The organism is Kribbella orskensis, from assembly GCF_004342085.1.
GTDB lineage: Bacteria > Actinomycetota > Actinomycetes > Propionibacteriales > Kribbellaceae > Kribbella > Kribbella orskensis.
Window position 1 is genome coordinate 19,975 of record NZ_SLWM01000013.1, and the last position, 17,226, is coordinate 37,200.

General features: G+C 67.4%; 18 protein-coding genes. 7 read left to right on the top strand and 11 right to left on the bottom strand.

The genetic code is table 11. The features are described from left to right. The first annotated feature begins 7 nt into the window (after nt 1-7). Nucleotides 8-1,498, top strand: a complete 1,491-nt coding sequence (locus tag EV644_RS28450; protein ID WP_158292943.1) for a serine/threonine-protein kinase — start codon at nt 8-10, stop codon at nt 1,496-1,498. On the opposite strand, the gene EV644_RS28455 is transcribed toward EV644_RS28450, so the two are convergent. Further along, nucleotides 1,495-3,519, bottom strand: coding sequence for a vWA domain-containing protein (locus EV644_RS28455; protein WP_132192040.1), 2,025 nt, complete (start codon nt 3,517-3,519; stop codon nt 1,495-1,497). The genes EV644_RS28450 and EV644_RS28455 overlap by 4 nt on opposite strands. 83 nt (nt 3,520-3,602) lie before the next feature. On the opposite strand from EV644_RS28455, the gene EV644_RS28460 reads away from it, so the two are divergent. Beyond that, nucleotides 3,603-4,136, top strand: a complete 534-nt coding sequence (locus EV644_RS28460) for a helix-turn-helix domain-containing protein (protein ID WP_132192041.1) — start codon at nt 3,603-3,605, stop codon at nt 4,134-4,136. Nucleotides 4,137-4,196: 60 nt separating this feature from the next. Here the strand turns inward: EV644_RS28460 and EV644_RS28465 are convergent, their stop codons facing one another. Beyond that, on the bottom strand, nt 4,197-5,102 hold the full coding sequence (locus tag EV644_RS28465) for an LppU/SCO3897 family protein (protein WP_132192042.1): 906 nt from the start codon (nt 5,100-5,102) through the stop codon (nt 4,197-4,199). 238 nt (nt 5,103-5,340) lie between these two features. On the opposite strand from EV644_RS28465, the gene EV644_RS28470 reads away from it, so the two are divergent. Then, nucleotides 5,341-5,802 carry a GNAT family N-acetyltransferase gene (locus EV644_RS28470; RefSeq protein ID WP_132192043.1) on the top strand — a complete coding sequence of 154 codons (462 nt, stop codon included), beginning with the start codon at nt 5,341-5,343 and terminating at the stop codon, nt 5,800-5,802. Here EV644_RS28470 and EV644_RS28475 read toward each other — a convergent pair. Further along, nucleotides 5,781-6,734, bottom strand: coding sequence for a helix-turn-helix transcriptional regulator (locus EV644_RS28475; RefSeq protein ID WP_132192044.1), 954 nt, complete (start codon nt 6,732-6,734; stop codon nt 5,781-5,783). The two genes, EV644_RS28470 and EV644_RS28475, sit on opposite strands and share 22 nt — an antisense overlap. Before the next feature lie 89 nt (nt 6,735-6,823). Between EV644_RS28475 and EV644_RS44725 the strand changes: the two genes are divergently transcribed. The 3 genes from EV644_RS44725 (at nt 6,824) to EV644_RS28485 (ending at nt 8,006) form a co-directional block, all read left to right on the top strand. Next, nucleotides 6,824-6,979 (top strand): hypothetical protein, encoded by a 156-nt coding sequence (locus EV644_RS44725; protein WP_158292944.1) that lies wholly within the window; start codon nt 6,824-6,826, stop codon nt 6,977-6,979. 8 nt (nt 6,980-6,987) lie between these two features. Further along, nucleotides 6,988-7,170, top strand: a complete 183-nt coding sequence (locus EV644_RS47870; RefSeq protein WP_369410545.1) for a histidine phosphatase family protein — start codon at nt 6,988-6,990, stop codon at nt 7,168-7,170. A gap of 65 nt (nt 7,171-7,235) precedes the next feature. Beyond that, nucleotides 7,236-8,006, top strand: a complete 771-nt coding sequence (locus EV644_RS28485; RefSeq protein ID WP_242001032.1) for a phosphotransferase family protein — start codon at nt 7,236-7,238, stop codon at nt 8,004-8,006. A 21-nt stretch (nt 8,007-8,027) separates the two neighbouring features. Here the strand turns inward: EV644_RS28485 and EV644_RS28490 are convergent, their stop codons facing one another. The 8 genes from EV644_RS28490 to EV644_RS28525 all read right to left on the bottom strand — a co-directional run bounded on the left by EV644_RS28490 (nt 8,028) and on the right by EV644_RS28525 (nt 16,032). Next, nucleotides 8,028-8,750 (bottom strand): VOC family protein, encoded by a 723-nt coding sequence (locus EV644_RS28490; protein ID WP_132192046.1) that lies wholly within the window; start codon nt 8,748-8,750, stop codon nt 8,028-8,030. Nucleotides 8,751-8,864: 114 nt separating this feature from the next. Further along, entirely contained in the window at nt 8,865-10,097 is a 1,233-nt protein-coding gene (locus tag EV644_RS28495; protein WP_132192047.1) for an RNA polymerase sigma factor, read from the bottom strand. Further along, nucleotides 10,094-10,417 (bottom strand): YciI family protein, encoded by a 324-nt coding sequence (locus EV644_RS28500; protein ID WP_132192048.1) that lies wholly within the window; start codon nt 10,415-10,417, stop codon nt 10,094-10,096. Before EV644_RS28500 ends, EV644_RS28495 begins: the two co-directional genes overlap by 4 nt. Before the next feature lie 331 nt (nt 10,418-10,748). Then, the gene (locus EV644_RS28505) at nt 10,749-11,354 is read right to left on the bottom strand and encodes a dihydrofolate reductase family protein (RefSeq protein ID WP_132192049.1); all 606 of its coding nucleotides are present in this window, start codon (nt 11,352-11,354) and stop codon (nt 10,749-10,751) included. A 166-nt stretch (nt 11,355-11,520) separates the two neighbouring features. Beyond that, on the bottom strand, nt 11,521-12,951 hold the full coding sequence (locus EV644_RS28510; protein WP_199240034.1) for a serine hydrolase domain-containing protein: 1,431 nt from the start codon (nt 12,949-12,951) through the stop codon (nt 11,521-11,523). 195 nt (nt 12,952-13,146) lie between these two features. Beyond that, nucleotides 13,147-13,599 (bottom strand): GNAT family N-acetyltransferase, encoded by a 453-nt coding sequence (locus EV644_RS47875; RefSeq protein ID WP_158292946.1) that lies wholly within the window; start codon nt 13,597-13,599, stop codon nt 13,147-13,149. A gap of 405 nt (nt 13,600-14,004) precedes the next feature. Then, on the bottom strand, nt 14,005-15,267 hold the full coding sequence (gene hisD, locus EV644_RS28520) for a histidinol dehydrogenase (RefSeq protein ID WP_132192050.1): 1,263 nt from the start codon (nt 15,265-15,267) through the stop codon (nt 14,005-14,007). Nucleotides 15,268-15,693: 426 nt separating this feature from the next. Continuing rightward, nucleotides 15,694-16,032: a putative quinol monooxygenase gene (locus tag EV644_RS28525; protein ID WP_132192051.1), complete on the bottom strand. Its 339-nt coding sequence runs from the start codon at nt 16,030-16,032 to the stop codon at nt 15,694-15,696. Nucleotides 16,033-16,258: 226 nt separating this feature from the next. On the opposite strand from EV644_RS28525, the gene EV644_RS28530 reads away from it, so the two are divergent. Continuing rightward, the gene (locus EV644_RS28530; protein WP_132192052.1) at nt 16,259-17,221 is read left to right on the top strand and encodes a tyrosine-type recombinase/integrase; all 963 of its coding nucleotides are present in this window, start codon (nt 16,259-16,261) and stop codon (nt 17,219-17,221) included. The last annotated feature ends 5 nt before the right edge of the window (nt 17,222-17,226 follow it).

Below are 17,226 nucleotides of genomic sequence, written 5' to 3' on the forward strand. Positions count from 1 at the left end.
ACCGCTGGTGCCAGACGTGTTCGCCGGGCGGTTCGAGCTGATCGACCCGATCGGTTCCGGCGGGACCGGTATCGTCTGGCGCGCGTGGGACCGCCGCCTGGAACGCCTCTGCGCCGCGAAGGTACTGCGCCAGCGCCACGCCGGCGCTCTCCTTCGTTTCGTCCGCGAGCAAGGGCTGCGACTCGAACACCCGAACGTGCTGAGCCCGTACGGCTGGGCGGCGGACGACGACCAGGCGCTCCTCGCGATGGACCTCGTCGGCGGCGGCTCGGTGAGCAGCCTAGTGGCCGACTTCGGCGCCCTTCCCGAGCGCTACGCGGCCGAACTGCTCGCCCAGCTCCTCCGCGCCCTCGAACAGGTCCACGCGGCGGGCCTCGTCCACCGTGACGTGAAGCCCGCGAACCTGCTGCTCGAGACCACCGGCACCGGCATCCCCGTACTCCGCCTCAGCGACTTCGGCATCGCGCTGTCCCTCGGAGAGCCACGCCTCACCCAGCACGGCGCCGTGGTGGGCACCCGTGGCTACGTAGCTCCCGAGGCCTTCTCAGGCGAACCACCGTCAACCAAGCAAGACCTCTACGCCGCCGGAGTCACCGCCTGGCAACTCCTCACCGGCGAGGAACCCCCAGCCGCCGGCCCACTACCTTCGCGCCCGAACACGACCGGCACCGTCTGGGCTCTCGTCGAGTCCCTGATCCACTCCGAACCCGCCCGGCGCTCGGACTCAGCCAAAGCCGCCCTCGAATCCCTGGCGCCCGTCCTCTCCACCGCGCTTCAAATCCCAGCCCACACCGCAGACGGCGAACTGATCGAAGTCTTCAACCAACTCCCACCCCTCCCCACGCCCTACACCAACCTGCCCACATCCCCGGCGACACCACCCGCGGCGCCGAATGAGGTGCCGCTCGAGGCTCCCTCAGCCCTGGCGCGCGGAGGTGAGCAGGCGGCGCGAGCGGCGGGTTCCTTGGTTCGGCCGGGCGCGGGGCGACCGGCCGAGAGCTGGCCTACTGCAGCTTCGTCGGCCGAGCTGCCGACTGCTCCTGTCGCGCACGGGGCTCCCGGGGATCCAGCCGGTCAGCAACCGGCCGGGACGAAGCGGCCTGAGCAGGAGCACACTGCAGGAGCACCGGCGGATCGTCTGACGCCCCTGCGTGCGGCCGCGGGCGTGTCGCCGGCGGCAGGGAGGCCGGTGCGGCGGCGTCTGGTGCTGGGTGGTGTCGGGCTCGTGGGGTTGGTTGCGGCTGGGGTTGTTGGGGTGTTGTTGCTTGATGGAGGTGAAGAAGGCGGGGGATCGCAGCCGACGGTGTCGCCAAGCGTGTCGCCTAGTGGGACGCCGTCCTCGGTGCCGACCGGGCCTGTCACGCGCGCTCCGAATGCGCAGCTCGAGGTGGGGGATCCGTGCGGTTGGCAAGAAGCCGGGGCGGTGGAATCGACTGCTGACGGCACCCGGGTCGAGTGCCGTCAGCAAGGTTCGTCCTACCTGTGGATCAAGGCCTAGGACCAGCCCTGACCCGGCCCGTTCTGCCCCGGGCCATTCGCCGCAGGTCCGTTGTAACCAGGTCCGTTGTAGCCGGACCCGTTCTGGCCGGGACCGCCGTACCCGGGTCCGTTAGCCGGCTGCAGGGCTGACGACTTGCGGCTGCGGATGATCAGGGCCGCGGCGACGATCGCGAGAGCGAGCACCAGGACCGCCCCGCCGACGATCCACGGCAGCGACGAGGAGGACTCGTCCGCAACCGGCTGGACCTTGTCGTCGCCACCTTGGCCGCCGGCCTCGTTCGTGGTCGAACCCGACGGCGTCGGTTCCGACGAGGCACTGGGCGTCGGTATGGAAGGCGTCTCGCCCGTCGACGCGCCGTACTCCGGTCCGGCCACCTTGTCGCCCGCGACTGCCACGTCGATCGTCACCGGTACTCCGCCTGCCGGGGCGTCGCCGCTGGCGACACCGAGCTTGGCGATGATGTAGTACCAGCCGTCGACGCTGGCCTTGCGGAAGTCGGAGTTGTTCGCGTTCCGGTTCAGGTAGACCGCCCGCGGCGTCGCGATCGGCTTCCCGCTGGAAGGCAGGATCTGCGTCGTCCCCGTGTAGGCGGTGGTGTCGAACTTGATCTCCGCCCGCACCGGGCTGAACAGTCCGGTCCGGATGTTCGTGGTCGCGCCGTCCGGCCGCCCGGCGAAGGTGACTCGGTACGCAAGACCCTGACCCCAGTCCAGCTTCACCCGGTAGAACAGTTCCTCGCCGTAGTAGATCGTCTCGCCGTACCGGCCGGAGCCGTCGAGCGTGGTCGCCTCGTTGAAGGAACCGCCACCGCGAACGGGTCGTACCGCACCCGCAGGCGGCTGCGCGAACGTCACCAGACTCGTCTGAGTCTGCTCACCCGTGCTGCCGGTCACCGGCGGCTCGACCCGCAACTGCAGCTCTACCGGCACTCGGTCCGCCCCGCCGCCACGCGCATCACGAGTCACCCGGAAGGTGTACTTGCCGGGAACGCTGCAGCCCTTCGGCTTCGATGAGCCGGCCACTGTCCCGTTCCAGCTCAGCACCGTGGTCAGCGAACCACCGTCTTTCGCGCGGGTGTTGAGCTCGCGCTGCGACTCGTAGCAGTCCGCGCCGTCGGGACCGGTGATCTTGAGGTCGACCACCTCGATATCGCGCGGGTTGCCCCGCGGGAAGACCGCCGTGGCTGCGAAGTACGCCGTGTCGCCCGTCTTCAGCTCGGCCGAGTAGAACCGCTCCTCCTCGGCGTTGAGGGTGTCGAGGTACTGCCCGGGCGTCATCGTCGGCGCCGTGAACGGGTCCGCAGTACCGGTGATCGGCTTGCCGGTCGGCTCGTAGTGCCGCAGCGCGCGCTCCGTCACCCGGCCCAGTACTCCGAGCAAGGAGTCCGCGTCGGAGGCGTCGTGATAGGTGCCGCCGGTGTTCTGTGCGATGCAGGCGAGCTGGGCGCGAGCCTTCGCGTCGACGCGGAATCCGATCGCGTGGACGTGGAGGTCGACGCCTTGCTTGTGCAGCTCCTTCGCCACCTCGCACGGTTGCGGGGGAGCGCAGGTGTCCTCGCCGTCGGAGACGAGGACGATCGACCGCTGCCCCTCCTTCGGCAGCTGCGCGGCCGCGACCCGGAGCGAATGGCCGATCGGGGTGTAGCCGCTGGCCTTCGCCGCGCTCACCGCTCTGGTCAGCACTGGCTTGTTGACGGTTGCCACCGGCTGGACGACGCGGACGTCCTTGCAGCCGGCCGCCTTCTCCGAGCCGCTCGAACCGGTCCCGGCGCCGTAGATGGTCAGGCCGACCTGCGCCTGGTCCGGCAGCCCGGCGACCATCGAGGTGACGGCCCGCTTGGCCGCGTCCATCCGGGTGCCGCTGCCGCCGGCATCCCGCGCGGTCATCGAGCCGGACGAGTCCAGCACCACCATCACCGGCGAGAGGTCACCTTCCGCGCTGGCGGCGGGAGCGTTCGCGAATGAGAACGCGGCAGTCAGGGCAGATACCGCGGCCAGGGCGGCGAGGCGTCGTATCATGGCGTCTCCAGGAGCTTGAGGCTTCATTGCGACCAACCTAGCGTTTGCATGTGCAATTTGCAAACGGTAATCATGGAGGCGTTGTGACCGACGCGCACGCGCGGAACCTCGAACTGCAACTGCAGTGGTACGGCGAGCCGCTGGGAGACCGCTTCCGGCGCCTCCTGGCCAGGCTGGGCCTGTCGCAGGCGCAGCTCGCGGGGGTGCTCGGCCTGTCCGCTCCGATGCTGTCCCAACTGATGTCGGGGCAGCGGGCCAAGATCAGCAACCCGACGGTGCTGTCGAGGCTGCTCCAACTGGAAGCGATGGTGGGGGAGTCCGGCTGGGACGCCCTGCCGGCCGCCGAGCAGGAGCGCCGCCTCGAGGGCATCCGCGCCGCGCAGCGATCCACGCTCACGGTGGACCAGGGGAGTCCGGCCGAGCCGCCGGCTGCGGGGGATCCGGTCGTCGCCATCCAGTCGTTGCTCCGGGATGTTGCCTCGGCCTCCGACCTGCAAGGGGCCGCCGAGTTGCTGGAGGCGCAGTACCCCGATCTCGCCGAGGCTCTGAGGGTGCTCGGCGCGGGCCGCACCCAGGAGGCCCGCGCCTACTACGCCCGAGTCACCGCCAACCGCTGAGCACCCTCCGGACCGGCTCATCTCGTGTCGGCCCGGAGATTGTGTCAGACCGGGAGTGGCTCAGTTCGGACCGAGGCAGAGCGTGTACCCCGAGGAGCCACGCGACTTCGTGTAGGCCACCGTGTAGCCGGGGAACTGCTCGCACTCGTCGGAGTTCGCAGTACTGCTGAGCTTGCCGAGGACTTTGAACTCCGCGTCGGTGGAACCGCAGTCGACCACCTTCACGTTGGGTTTGGCCACCGTGCCCTTGTTCTGGACGCAGTCGCCGGCGTCCGCCGACGACGGGTTGCCCAGGTTGCCGATCACGATCACGGCGATCAGCGCGATCGGGAGCAGCAGACCGAGGATCACCGGGCGCTTGAACAGCGGTTTGCCCGGATCCATCGGCCGGCCGGGCGCGCCCGGAGCCGGTTCCGGCAGGTGCTTGAACTTCGAGTAGGTGCCGAGGTTCACCAGCATCGTGATCGGGTTGACGATCATCGAGCCGAAGCCCCACCAGCCCTGCCACATGCTCCTCGCGGTCATGTCGCGGATCGTGGCGACACCACACGTGCGGCAGAACGGCCCTTCCAGCTTGAGGAAGCGCATCAGGATGATCAGGCCCTGATGACCGCGGACGGTCGCCTGCACGGCAGGCATCCCACCACAGAACCGGCACTGAAGCGTGCCCTGGGCAACAGGCATGAACTGCCCCTGCGGGAACTGATCCTGGGCTGCCTGGTCCTGGGAGAACTGCCCTTGCTGCTGGTACTGACCCGGCGCGAACTGCTGCCCAGGCTGCTGGAACTGCTGCTGCCCGTATTGCTGGTCGCCGTACTGGTGCTGGTCACCGTAGTGGGGCTGCTGCTCGTGTGGCGGCCCGTACTGCGGGAACTGGCCGGGCTGGACCGGCGGGGGAGCGTATCCCTCGGCCGGGGGCTGCGCCGGGTACGGGTTCTGGGGCGGTTGAGGGGGCGTAGTGGTCACGAAGACTTCCTGTTACTCGATCTGGGACACAACCGAACACCGCACCCTACTCACGCCTGAAGGCCATCCCCGGCGACATTTCTCCCCGATCCCGCGGATCTCTCACCACCCGGACCCTCCGGGCACCACCCGTGATCACCCGACCTCCAACCGTCACCCCGCCCCCAATCGTCAGCCGGCCGAACCGAATCTCCCGTGCCCGCGTCTCACTCCCGACCAGGCGACCAGAGGAGAGCAGATGACGCCGGACGACCGGGAAACCGTCGTGACGATCGGGCGATTACTTCCAGAGGATCGCGAAACCTGGCAGACGCTCGTCGCCGGCTACAACGAATTCTACGGACGGACCATGCCGGAGGAATTCTTCGATCATTCCTGGGCAGAATTCAGCGCCGGCCAGTGCATTCATGCGCTGGGTGCGAAGCTCGACGGCAAGCTCGTCGGGATCGCGCACTTCCTGACTCACGCCAGCACGACGTCGGCTGATTCCTGTTATCTACAAGACCTTTTCACCGCTCCGGAGGCTCGCGGCCGAGGCGTGGCCCGCGCGTTGATCGAGGCGGTGGCGGCCTGGGCACGCTCGCAGAATTGTGGCCGGGTGTATTGGTCGACGCACGAGACGAATGCGACCGCGCGCCGACTCTACGACCAGGTCGCGGAGAACCGCGGGTTCATTCTCTACACGATCGCACTGCCGTAGCGCTCGGCCAGTTCGCGGCCCAGGCGCGCGAGCTCGGCTCGGACCGACGGGGGCCCGAGCACCTCGATCATGCCGCCCCAGCCGGCCAGGTGCCGGGCGATGTCGAGGGCGTTCGGGGCTGTCACCCGCAGTTCGACGCGACCGTCCTCGGCCGAGCCGACCACCTCGCAATGGCGGCCGAGCCGGTCCTGCATCACCCAGACGAACCGTTCCTCCATCAGGACGGTTGCTGCCAGCAAGGAGCGGTTCTGCTCCATCTCGTCGACCACCCGGGCCCAGGCCGCAGAGAGGTCGAAGTCCTTCGGTCGCTCGGCGGGAAGGTCGGTCAGCGTCGCCTCGGTGACGCGCTCGACCCGGAAGGTGCGCTGACCTTTCTCGGTACCCGCGATCAGATACCAGATGTCGTCCTTGTCAACGAGTCCCAGCGGATCGATCAGCCGCTCGCTGACCTGCCGCCCGCGCCCGGCGTACATCAGCCTGACCTTGAGCCGTCGCACCACGGCGTCCTGCAGGACCCGCACCATCTCAGGTCGTTCCTTGACGTGCTCACCCCACCGCGCAGGATCGATCACCACAGCCTCAGCCGCAGCCTCGGCATCCGCCCGGAATGTGTCCGGCAACGCCCGTACGAGCTTCCGCAGCGCAGCCTTCGCCTCCGGCGCCACCGACGCGGCAGGCCCGACCAGCAGGAACAACGCCTGCGCTTCGGTCGCATTCAGCCCGCTCAAATCGGTCCGCGCGCCGCCGAGCAGAGACCACCCACCGTTCCGCCCCGGCTGTGGATAGACCGGGATGCCGGCGGTCGACAACGCCTCGAGATCCCGCCGCGCGGTCGCCACCGAGATCTCCAACTCGGCCGCCAGTTCGGAAGCCGTCACCCTGCCCCGGGCCTGCATCAGCAGCAGAGTGGCAACCAGCCGGTCAGCGCGCATACCGACATCCTCCCAAACAAACTGCTCACCAGCTGAACACTTATGCTGCTGATTCACCCTGGGGGAGAGATGACCGAACTCTGCGCGAGGTGGAGATCGGTCCGCTGGATGATCCGCTGGACGAGGCAACTCGGTACGCCGCCGCCGAGGCGCTGCGGGCGTGGATCGTCGACCAAGATCTGGAGCAGAGTTTCGTCGGTGGGGGACCGGCTTCGAGGTGGTCCGACGGACGACTGGCGCGCTGAAAGAAATCGTGAGAGCGCATCCAGCTCAGAGAGTTGTCGTCGTCGGGCACGTGGCGAGTCTGTCGGTGGCGTTGAGTTCTCTGTGCGGCCTTGGTTCGACGATCTGGGGCCGGCCGTTGCCGCATGCCGAGCCGTTCCGTGTCACCAGCGATGCTGACGGAAGTTGGTTGTGTGAGGATTGGCCGTTGTGAGTTCAGGTCAGCTCAGTAGACGTCAGCGCGAGCTTCTGGATGACTGGCTTCCGGGGGCCGAGGTTGTGAAGGACCACAGCTGGGGACTCGTGGGGACGATTGTTCTCGAGTTGCTGTACGACGGGGCTCGGCATGTCGTCAAGGCGGGCGATGAGCGCGACAGCCACTTGGCGCGGGAGATGCGCGCGCACCGCGAGTGGCTCGGGCCGTGGACGATGCGCGGGCGTGCGCCACAACTTGTGCACGCCGACGAGGACGCCAAGCTGATCGTGACGCGGTTTCTGCCGGGGGAGTTGGTCGAGGGGACCGAGCACGAGTGGCGTCCCGACACTTATCGGCAGGCAGGGGAGTTGCTGCGATTGCTGCATGAGCAGCTCGCTGTCGAGGATGAGGATTTCGAAGCGCGGGGACAGGCGAAGGCTCTCTGGTGGCTCGATCAGCCACACCGAATCGCACCGGACATCGCGGAACGGCTGCGTGAACAGGTGGAGTCGTGGCCGACGCCGACCATCACGCTCGTGCCGACCCACGGCGACTGGCAGCCGCGGAACTGGCTCGTGTACCACGACGTGGTGAGTGTGATCGACTTCGGGCGAGCCGATCTGCGGCCGGCGCTGACGGACTTCGCCCGGCTCAGCGCGCAACAGTTCCGGACGAACCCGGAACTCGAGCAGGCCTTCCTGGACGGATACGGCACAGACCCGCGTGAGCCCGAGGCCTGGCGTCGCAACCGGATCCGCGAAGCGATCGGAACCGCCGTCTGGGCCTACCGGGTCCGCGAAGAACAGTTCGAACAACAAGGCCACCGCATGATCGCCGAAGCCCTGACGAACTGAGTCAGTAGATCTGGAGTAGAGCTATCGGGGAGTCAACACACAGAACTCGTTGCCGTCGGGATCAGCCATCGCGACCCAGCTGACGTCGCCCTGGCCGATGTCGATTCGACTCGCTCCGAGCGAGACGAGACGCTCGACCTCCGCCTGCTGATCACCGTCGGCAGGGGGAGCGAGGTCGAAATGCAGCCGGTTCTTCCCGGTCTTCGCTCTCACCGGGGGACCACCCCAGGTGATCTTCGGACCGCCGTGCGGCGATTGGATCGCGGTCTCCTGGTCCTGGTCCCAGACCAACGGCCAGTCCAGCGCTTTGCTCCAGAAGTACCCGACCTCCTGCGATCCGTCGCTGGAAAGCGCTCCGATGAATCCGCAATCGGCCAGGAAGTTGTTGCCCGGCTCGATAACGCAGAACTCGTTGCCCTCGGGGTCGGCGAGCACAACATGACCCTCTTCCGGGAGCTGGCCGATGTCGATATGCCGGCCACCGAGTTCGAGCGCCCGGGCCACCGTCTGCTGCTGGTCATCCAGGGAAGTGCTCGTCAGGTCGAAGTGAATCTGGTTCGGGCCGGACTTCTCCTCCCGGGTCGGAAGAAAGCGGATCCGGAACCCGGTGTCGTCGCTCGGCAGGAGCGCGATGCCGTCGTGGGGGTCCTCGGCCGTCTCCCAGCCCAGAACGCCGGCCCAGAAGCCCGCGAGCCGGAGCGGGTCGTTCGCATCGAAGCAGAGCGCGATCAGGTTAGTAGTCATCCCGGTCCCATCTCCGATCTGCTGACTCACAGCCGCAGACAGGGTGCCCTCTCCCTGCCATGAGGTGAGCAACGCTAAGGGCTCGGTGACTACCACGCAACGCGATATCTGCGACTACCCCAGCTGGTCGCGGCGGCGGGTCAGGTAGGCGGTCTCGGCCGTGTTGCCCGCCAGCTCGATGGCTTTGTCGTACGCCGCGTGCGACTCCTGGCTGCGGCCCAGCCGGCGCAGCAGGTCGGCGCGGGTCGCATGGTAGGCGTGATAGCCGGCCAACTTGTCCTCAAGACGGTCGACGGCCGCCAGCGCCACCTCTGGGCCGTCGAGCTCGGCGACCGCGATGGCCCGGTTGAGGGCGACGATCGGCGAGGGGTCGAGGCGGGCGAGCTGGTTGTAGAGAGCGACGACCTGCGACCAGTCGGTGTCGCGTACATCGCGGACGGAGGTGTGCACGGCGTTGATCGCCGCGAGGATCTGGTAGCGACCCGGAGGCACGCGAGAGGCCAGGCGCTCGCGCACCAGCCGATGCCCCTCGGCGACCAGCGCCGCGTCCCAGGCACCACGGTCCTGCTCGTCGAGGGTGACCAGTTCGCCGCTCGCCGAAACCCGGGCGGTGCGACGGGCCTCGGTGAGCAGCATCAGCGCCAGCAGCCCGGCCACCTCGCCGTCCTTCGGCATCAGGGCACGGATCAGGCGAGTGAGCCGGATCGCCTCGGCGGTCAGGTCGTGACGGACGGGATCGGTGTCGGGGCCGGTCGCCAGGTAGCCCTCGTTGAACACGAGAAAAAGAACGGCGAGTACGCCGGAGACGCGGGCCGGAAGATCCTCCGCGGACGGCACCCGATAAGGGATGCGAGCCGCCTTGATCTTGGCCTTCGCGCGGGTGATCCGCTGCCCCATGGCGGTCTCCTGCACCAGGAAGGCACGGGCGATCTCGGGCACGGTCAGACCGCCGACCATGCGCAGCGTCAGCGCCATCCGGGTCTCCATCGCGAGCGCCGGGTGACAACAGGTGAAGATCAGCCGGAGCCGCTCGTCGTCGATGGCCCCGAGAGGCTCGGGCGGGTCGTCGTCGTACACCATCTGAGCCTCCTTCTGCTTGCCGTCGCGCTTGCTCTCGCGCCGGATCCGGTCGATGGCCTTGCGGTTGGCGGTGGTGGTCAGCCAGGCGCCGGGGTTCGGCGGTACGCCGTCGGCCGGCCAGCGCTCGACGGCGGTCGCGAACGCCTCCGCCGCGGCCTCCTCGGCGATGTCGAGGTCACCGAAACGCCTGGTCAGGGCGGCGACCACCCGCGCCCACTCCTCGTGGTGGGCCCGCGTGATCGCCTCCCTGACGTCGACAACACTCACAGAAATGGCCGCACCTCGACCTTCCGGTTGCAGGCCTTCGACCCCTCGGCAGCGAGTTTGAGCGCCACGTCGAGGTCGGGGGCCTCCATGACCCAGAAGCCGGCGAGGTACTCCTTCGACTCCACGAAGGGCCCGTCGGTGAACACCGCCTCCCCACCCCGGTTGTCGATGACGGTGGCCGTGCTGGGGTCCGAGAGACCGCCGGCGAAGACCCAGTTGCCGTCGGCCACGAGCCGGTCGTTGAACGCGTTGATGGCAACCATCTCGTCCGGGGTGCCGGAATTGGTCTTGTCGTCGATCACAGAAACCAGGTACTGCATCTAGGATCATCTCCTGTGGTTCGGGGTGTCCCTCATGGGCAGCCGCTCACCCCTGCAACGAACAACTCTGCCCCGATCCGACACCGTCTCCGGGGTTTCTTTCAAGAACTTTCCGGTACGCCGGTCGTGAGCGATCCGACACCGACAGTATCCCGTCCGGTGGTTCGCAGGCCGGGTCTCCGGGGACGTGAGAACGCCGTCCCTGATCTCGAGCGACGGATCAGGGACGGCGTTCGGTGCAGTGAGGTAGTTCTCGTTTCCACTGTGGGTGGGTCTTGGCCATGCGGCTGGAACCGGTCGATCGTCTAGAGCCTCACCTACGTCACGTGCTTCAGTCGGTTGCATACTGCGGACGCCCGGCCGGGCGGTAGACCTGGAGCGTTATGCCCTTCGGGAAGGCTCGCGATTCGACCAGGTCGAGCGCTGTGTCCGGTCCGTCGTCGGGGAACAGCCGGGTGCCCTGGCCGACGACCACCGGGCAGACGAGCAGGGTGAGCTCGTCGACCAGCTGGTTCTCGAGAAGCCAGCGGACCAGGTGGGCGCTGCCGTGCACCTGCAGCTCGCCTCCCGGCTTGGCTTTCAGCTCGCCGATGGCCGCTGCCACGTCACCGGACAGGACGGTCGTGTCCGCCCATTGCGGGTCGGTGAGCGTGTTCGATGCGACGTACTTGGGCCGCGTGTTCAAGGCACCCACGATGGGGTTCTCAAGATCTTCCCTCACACCCCAGTAGCCGGCGAAGAGTTCGTAGGTGCGCCGACCGAACAGGAACGCGTCGGCGCGCTGGTAGACCTCGTTGACGAACGTCATGGCCTCGTTGTCGAACAGTGGCCTGGCCCATCCGCTGCGCTCGAATCCGGCGTCGAGGACCGGATGCCGCCCGCCGTTTCCCTGCATCACGCCGTCGACAGAGACTTGCGTCGTGGTCGTCAGTTTCATGATCGTGGTTCCTTCTGGTTGGGGGCACCCCTCGTGGGCGGCCTGTCACCCCTGCCACGAACACCTCAGCCCCGATCCGACACCGGCTCCCCGGACTTCTTTCGAGGACTTTGTACGGCCGGGGGAGTGACTCGCTGCTGCCTGTGAGGAGCCCAGCCAATATCACCTACGCGACGTCGGGCCGTGTCATCAGGGGCGACTGCAGATGTAACGCCAGACTGGGGCCGGTCAGGGGCACGGTGCTCCACGTCGCCGCCGCTGTCCCCGCGTCGGCGTCGACCACCAGCCGAACCCGGTGCGGGGTGGTGATGACGTAAAGCTCGGCGACGAACGTGTTGCCCTGCCAGGCGCCAGTCGCGACGACAGGGCGGCCGAGCGGCGAACTTTCCCGCCATTCGCCGTGGCCGACCTCGACGTTGAGGGACGACCCGAATCGCAGGAGCCAGCCACCGTCCACGGGATCGACGATCACCGTGGTCTCGTCTGGCAGCGCCGAATCCTCGGCAAAGGCGTCGAGCCTCGCCTTGACGGAACGCTCTGGGGCGGCCGAACCCGGCACCGGCGCGAATGACAGCCGCCGCAGCCGATCGGCGAGGATGTCGTCGTCCTCGGCGTTTCCGGCGTCATCCAGGCCGGGCAACAGGCAGTCCCAGAAGACGCTGGGCAGTGCGTGCCCCTGATCGACGGCGGCGGTCACGACGACCACGAGATCGTGGGACGGGACGACCACGCATTGCTGGCCGAAGGCGCCGTTACCGAGGTAACCGTGACGCGACATCCAGAATTGATAGCCGTACCCGCAAAGAAAGTCGGGGCTAGCCGAGTCGTCCTCGAGCTGCAGGGTATCGACATGGCGTCTGGTCGCGAGCTCCACCCACTCGCGCGGGATGAGCTGGCGGTCGTCCCAGACGCCTCCGCGCAGCAGCAACTCGCCGAAAGCTGCGACGGCCTCGGTCGTGAGGTGCAGCCCGTGGAATCCGAAGGCGGCACCGCTCGCCACCCGGTCCCATTCGGCGTGGTCGACGCCCATCGGCTTGAACAGGCGCTCGTCGAGCAGCTCCGGCAGGCCGCGGCCGGTGACCCGTTCCACCATCCGGGCCAGGATGAAAGTGGTCGCATTGTCGTACGTGTGCCGGGTTCCCTCAGGTTCGGTGAAAGGTACGCGCAGGAAGCCCTTCACCAGGTCATCCGGTTCCAGCTGCCAGGCCTCGTCGAGGCTGTCCGTGCTGTGCCCGGCCGTCATGGACAGCAGGTGGTGCACGGTGATGCGGCGTCCCTGCTCGGAGATGTCAGCCGGAACGTGGTCGGGCAACACGTCCACCACCCGGTCGTCCAGCGAGAGCAGCCCGTCGGCGATCGCGAGCCCCACGGCGACCGAGGTGAACGATTTCGTCAGCGAGTAGAGAAGGTGCGGGCGTTCGGCCGAGTACGGCGCCCACCAGCCTTCGGCGACCACGTGACCGTGGCGTACGACCATGATGGAGTGACACTCGACGGATTGCGCTTCGAGCCGGTCCAGCAGCTCGGCAACCGCGCGGGACGACATCCCCGAGGCGGCCGGTGTCGACCGCGGCAGTAGGGGGCGCTCAGAAGACATGCAGGCAACGTAACAAGACTGCACAATCGAATTACGAGAGACATCGCTGAGGATCGGTTGAATGCTGCTGTCCGACAACAGGCCTTCGACATTCCAGTGATCGAGTGTGGAGAACACCCTGGTTGACGTGCGGGAGATACCGCAGTTGGCGCCGCGCCACACGGAGCACATGTGAGCTGTGCGAGGTGCGACCTGCTAGTCCGGCGGTCGCTTCAGGAGCTGTCGGGACGACTCGAAGCCCAGCCGTTCGTACACCGGCACTGCCTTGCGACCAGAGTGGACCGTCACGCGAAGGGACCCGAGGTGTGTCGCATGCTCCGAAGCAGCCTGCACGAGCGCCGAGCCGATTCCCTGGCCTCGCTGCTTCGGCATGACGAAGACGCTCTGGATGTCTGCGGATAGCCGACTTGTCGCTCCAGGTCTCGGGACCCGCGGGACGAGCGCGACCCAGGCCATGCCGACGATCTCCGGTCGGAAAAGTCGAGCGACGAACGCTAGGTGCGAGTCCTGGTGGCCGGCCCACCACTTCGCGAGCTCCGCTGCGAATGCGTCAACGGACCGCTGTGCTGGTTCCTCATGAAGGGTGTCCAGCCACAACAGCCGGGCCAAGTCTGCGACGTCGTCCGCATTCGCCTGACTGATCCTCACGAAGTGAGTGTGCCACCTGATTGACCGGAGGTAGCGAAGCCCAGATCGGACACCGGAGGAACAGGAGCTCCCGCGGCGGCCGACGCGTCAGGTATGACATCGACGACTGAAAGAACCGCAGCGTCGTCGAGCGGCGAGGTGCGTTCGTACGAGCGAGGCGAACGGCTCGGGAACATAGGGCTGGGCTCGTCTTGGCTGACCGATGCTGGATGCCAACCATTCGTCGATGTCCTGCTGAGTGCATGTGCTGCAGGCCCTCACGGACTTGCTCATGCGCGTGGAGCACCGCTGTGGCAGTTGGGCCATCGCTCGGGTACCTGGTAGATGTCAGTGCGCGGCTTATGGGGCGGCGCGTCGGTCATGCAAAATCGCGTGCATCGTTGCTGTCTGATGGGGTTGGATCCCTCATCGGAGGCGTGGCGATGTGCGGCTCGGGGCTGCGGTTGCGATCGTCGTGAGGTAGGTGTGGGCAGTGACTCCGCTGACGCTCTTCGCGAAGCCTGTCGTGGGCAGCGTAGCTGGTGTGCCGATGGAGAAGTTCGATGCTGAGAAGGGCGTCCATTGGCCCATCAGGACGGTTCCCGCGTGCTGGACGCCGGTCAGCCAGCTCTCTGGGTCCGCGACGGCGAGTTGGACGTGTTCCGAGGCGTAGGCGTTCGCAATCTCCAGTGCCTGTTCGTCGCTCGCGGCCAGTATCAGGCCGCCGTTGTCGCAGATCGAGCTTTTGGCGTAGCCACGGCGCGGTTCGGGGAGGCCGCGCCACTGCGACTCGAGTTCTTTGGCGACTTGCTCAAGCAGGCTGCGGTCGGTCGAGACCAGGACGGCGGAGGAGTCCGTGCCGTGCTCGGCCTCGTTGAGGAAGTCGGCGGCCAGGGTGACGGGGTCGGCGGTGCTGTCCGCGACGATCAGGGAGTCTGTTGGGCCCAGGCCGGGCGCGACCTGGACGCCCGTGGACTGCACGAGTTGCTGGGCGATCGTCACTGCGGGGCTTCCGGGACCGACGATCTTGCCGACCGCGGTGACGGTCTGGGTGCCGACCGCGAGGGCTGCCACTCCGGATGGCCCGTTGAGGCAGTAGACCTCGTCGAGGCCGAGTTCCTCGGCGACGACGAGGGTGGCGGCGTCGACCCGGGTGCCGCCCGGGGTCGGGTTGGGCGGGACGACGACCGCGATCCGGGACACGCCGGCGACGACGGCAGGTGTACCGATCTGGATGAGGACCGAGGGGTAGGAGCCCTTTCCTGAGGGCACGAAGAGCCCCACTGACTCGATCGGTCGCGCGACTTCGCCGACACTCGTGCCGTCGGGCCCGGGCATCGACCAGGATGCCCGCTGCACGATCGCCTCGTTGAATGCGCGCGAGCGCGCGATACTCACCCGAATGGCCTCGATCAGCTCGTCGCTCAGCTCTGCGCGCGCCTGCGCGAACTCGTCCTCGCCGACCCGAAGCGTGTCGGGGGCCGCCTCGACACCGTCGAACCTGCGAAGCGCAGTGATGAGGGCAGCGTCGCCGTCATGGCGCACGTGTTCAACGAGTTCGGCGATGGAGCGGTTGAGGTCGGTCACGCGAGTCAGACGTTGCTGAGTGCCGTTGCGAGTCAGCACTCGCTCGCGGTCGGCCGCGTCGGCGTTGGCCCAGTCCAGGACATTGAGGTTGATCGACGACATGGTCGGTATCCTCTCATCGGCTGCGGCCGCTCAGACCGGGAGTCGTGAACGCAGAGTCGACGTCGCCTTAGAAGCCACCCATCAGTCAGAGGGAGCCCAGGTCGGCAGCTCTGACGGCGGCGTAGGCGAGGTAGTTCGTACCGGCGCGGGTGGCGTCTTGCGTGGCGGTTTTCGGGCTGATGCCGAGGGTGCGGGCGAGCAGGTCAGACGGCAGATCTCGCCGCGATCGCTTGTTTGCACCGAGCCGGGCCGAGGGCTCGATATCAGCACGCAGACCGTCTGTACGGGTGGACCACGAGCCGCGCTGGGGAGTGGCCACCGGGGAGCGACGAGTTACTGCATCAGATGCAGCTCATCGGCGTTTAGTTGACATAATGTCGCTTATCGGCCATTTGCACAGGAGGTGACGAGAGGGGCTGGGAGGCGTCAAACCAGCGGCGGGAACGTCCTGGCGATCGGTACGGTCGCCAGCCAGGACTCGAGTTCCGGGCTGAGTTGTCCGTGCACCTGCAGGAGCGTCATCTTGGCGAACTCGCCGACGCGGCTGAGCAGTTCCTCGCTGTGAGCGTTGTGAGCGAATGCCGCCGCAGAATCCGCGTATTCCTCGATGACGACGAACCGCACCGGATCGGCCTCGACGTACCAGTCGTATCTGAGCGTCCCCGGCTCGTCGTCCGTCGCGGCCGCCAGCGCCTTCGCCAGCGTGACGAACCCGTCCCGCGCGCCAGGAAGCGTTGTGAGCTCGGCCCGCACAAAGATCGTCATGGAAACCTCTCAGTCCGCCGCTGTGGATGCTTCTCCTGGAACGTATCCCCCAGAGGGTCCGGTGCGGACTTCGCCACCGAGAGCGGCCGGCAGACCGTCATGCATAATCACCATTATGCAGCAGTTCTGACTCTTCGACCGACCCAATAGTTGCCTTATGCAAATAAAGCGACCGGGGGAGTCAGACCACTGCCGAACTGTCGGTGGCGACCGGTAGAAGTTCCCCATGAAGGTTCTCGCAGCACAGTCGGCGTTCTTCGCTGCCCGGCGTCCCCGCAAGGACTCCCCCCACACCACCGACGCCTACCGCCGCGACCTGGCCGGCATCACCGCGCTGCTGTCCGACGACCCCGAGACCCTCGACGTCGACGACCTGACCGCACCCGTACTGCGGGCCGCGTTCGGCGCCTTCGCCGACAACCACGCGAAGAGTTCCGTACTGCGGGCCTGGTCGACGTGGAACCAGTTCCTCACCTTCTGCGTGTCCGACGGACTGCTCGCGGGGAATCCGATGGGAGCGGTCGCCCGGCCGAAGACCCCTCCCCTCTCCCCCAAGCCTCTTCGTGGCGAGGACACGCCGGAGAAGCTCCTGCGCTCAGCGGCCGACGGCACGAGGCAGTCACGAGACCCTTGGCCCGAGCGCGATGTCCTGGTGATCGCGCTCGGCCTGGTCGCCGGACTCCGCTCGGCCGAGATGCGCACGCTGACGGCCGATTCGCTGGCCGGGCGCCCCGGCGAGATGCGCCTCCACATCCACGGCAAAGGCAGCCGCGACCGCTCGATCCCCGTCGAGCCGATCATGGAGAAGATCATCGAGACGTACGTCGAATCCTGCGCGCGCCGCTTTCCCAGCAAGAGGTTCGGCCGGTCCACCAAGCTGCTATTGGACCGATCCGGTGAGCCGATCGGCCGAGGCGGCCTCGAGTACCTCGTGAAGTCGTGTTACCGCTGGGCCGGGCTGCACGACCGCGTCCCGGTCGGCGCGAACCTGCACGCCCTCCGCCACACCTTCGCCACCAGACTCGCCGAGGACGGCGCCACCGCCTCGGAGATCATGCGGCTGCTCGGCCACGCGAGCCTCGCCACCAGTCAGAACTACATCGAAGCCACCGGCCGGGAGCAACGAGCCGCCGCCGCGAGCAACCGCACCTACCTTTCCCTCACCGAGGTGATCACCCCGGACGCGTAGCAACG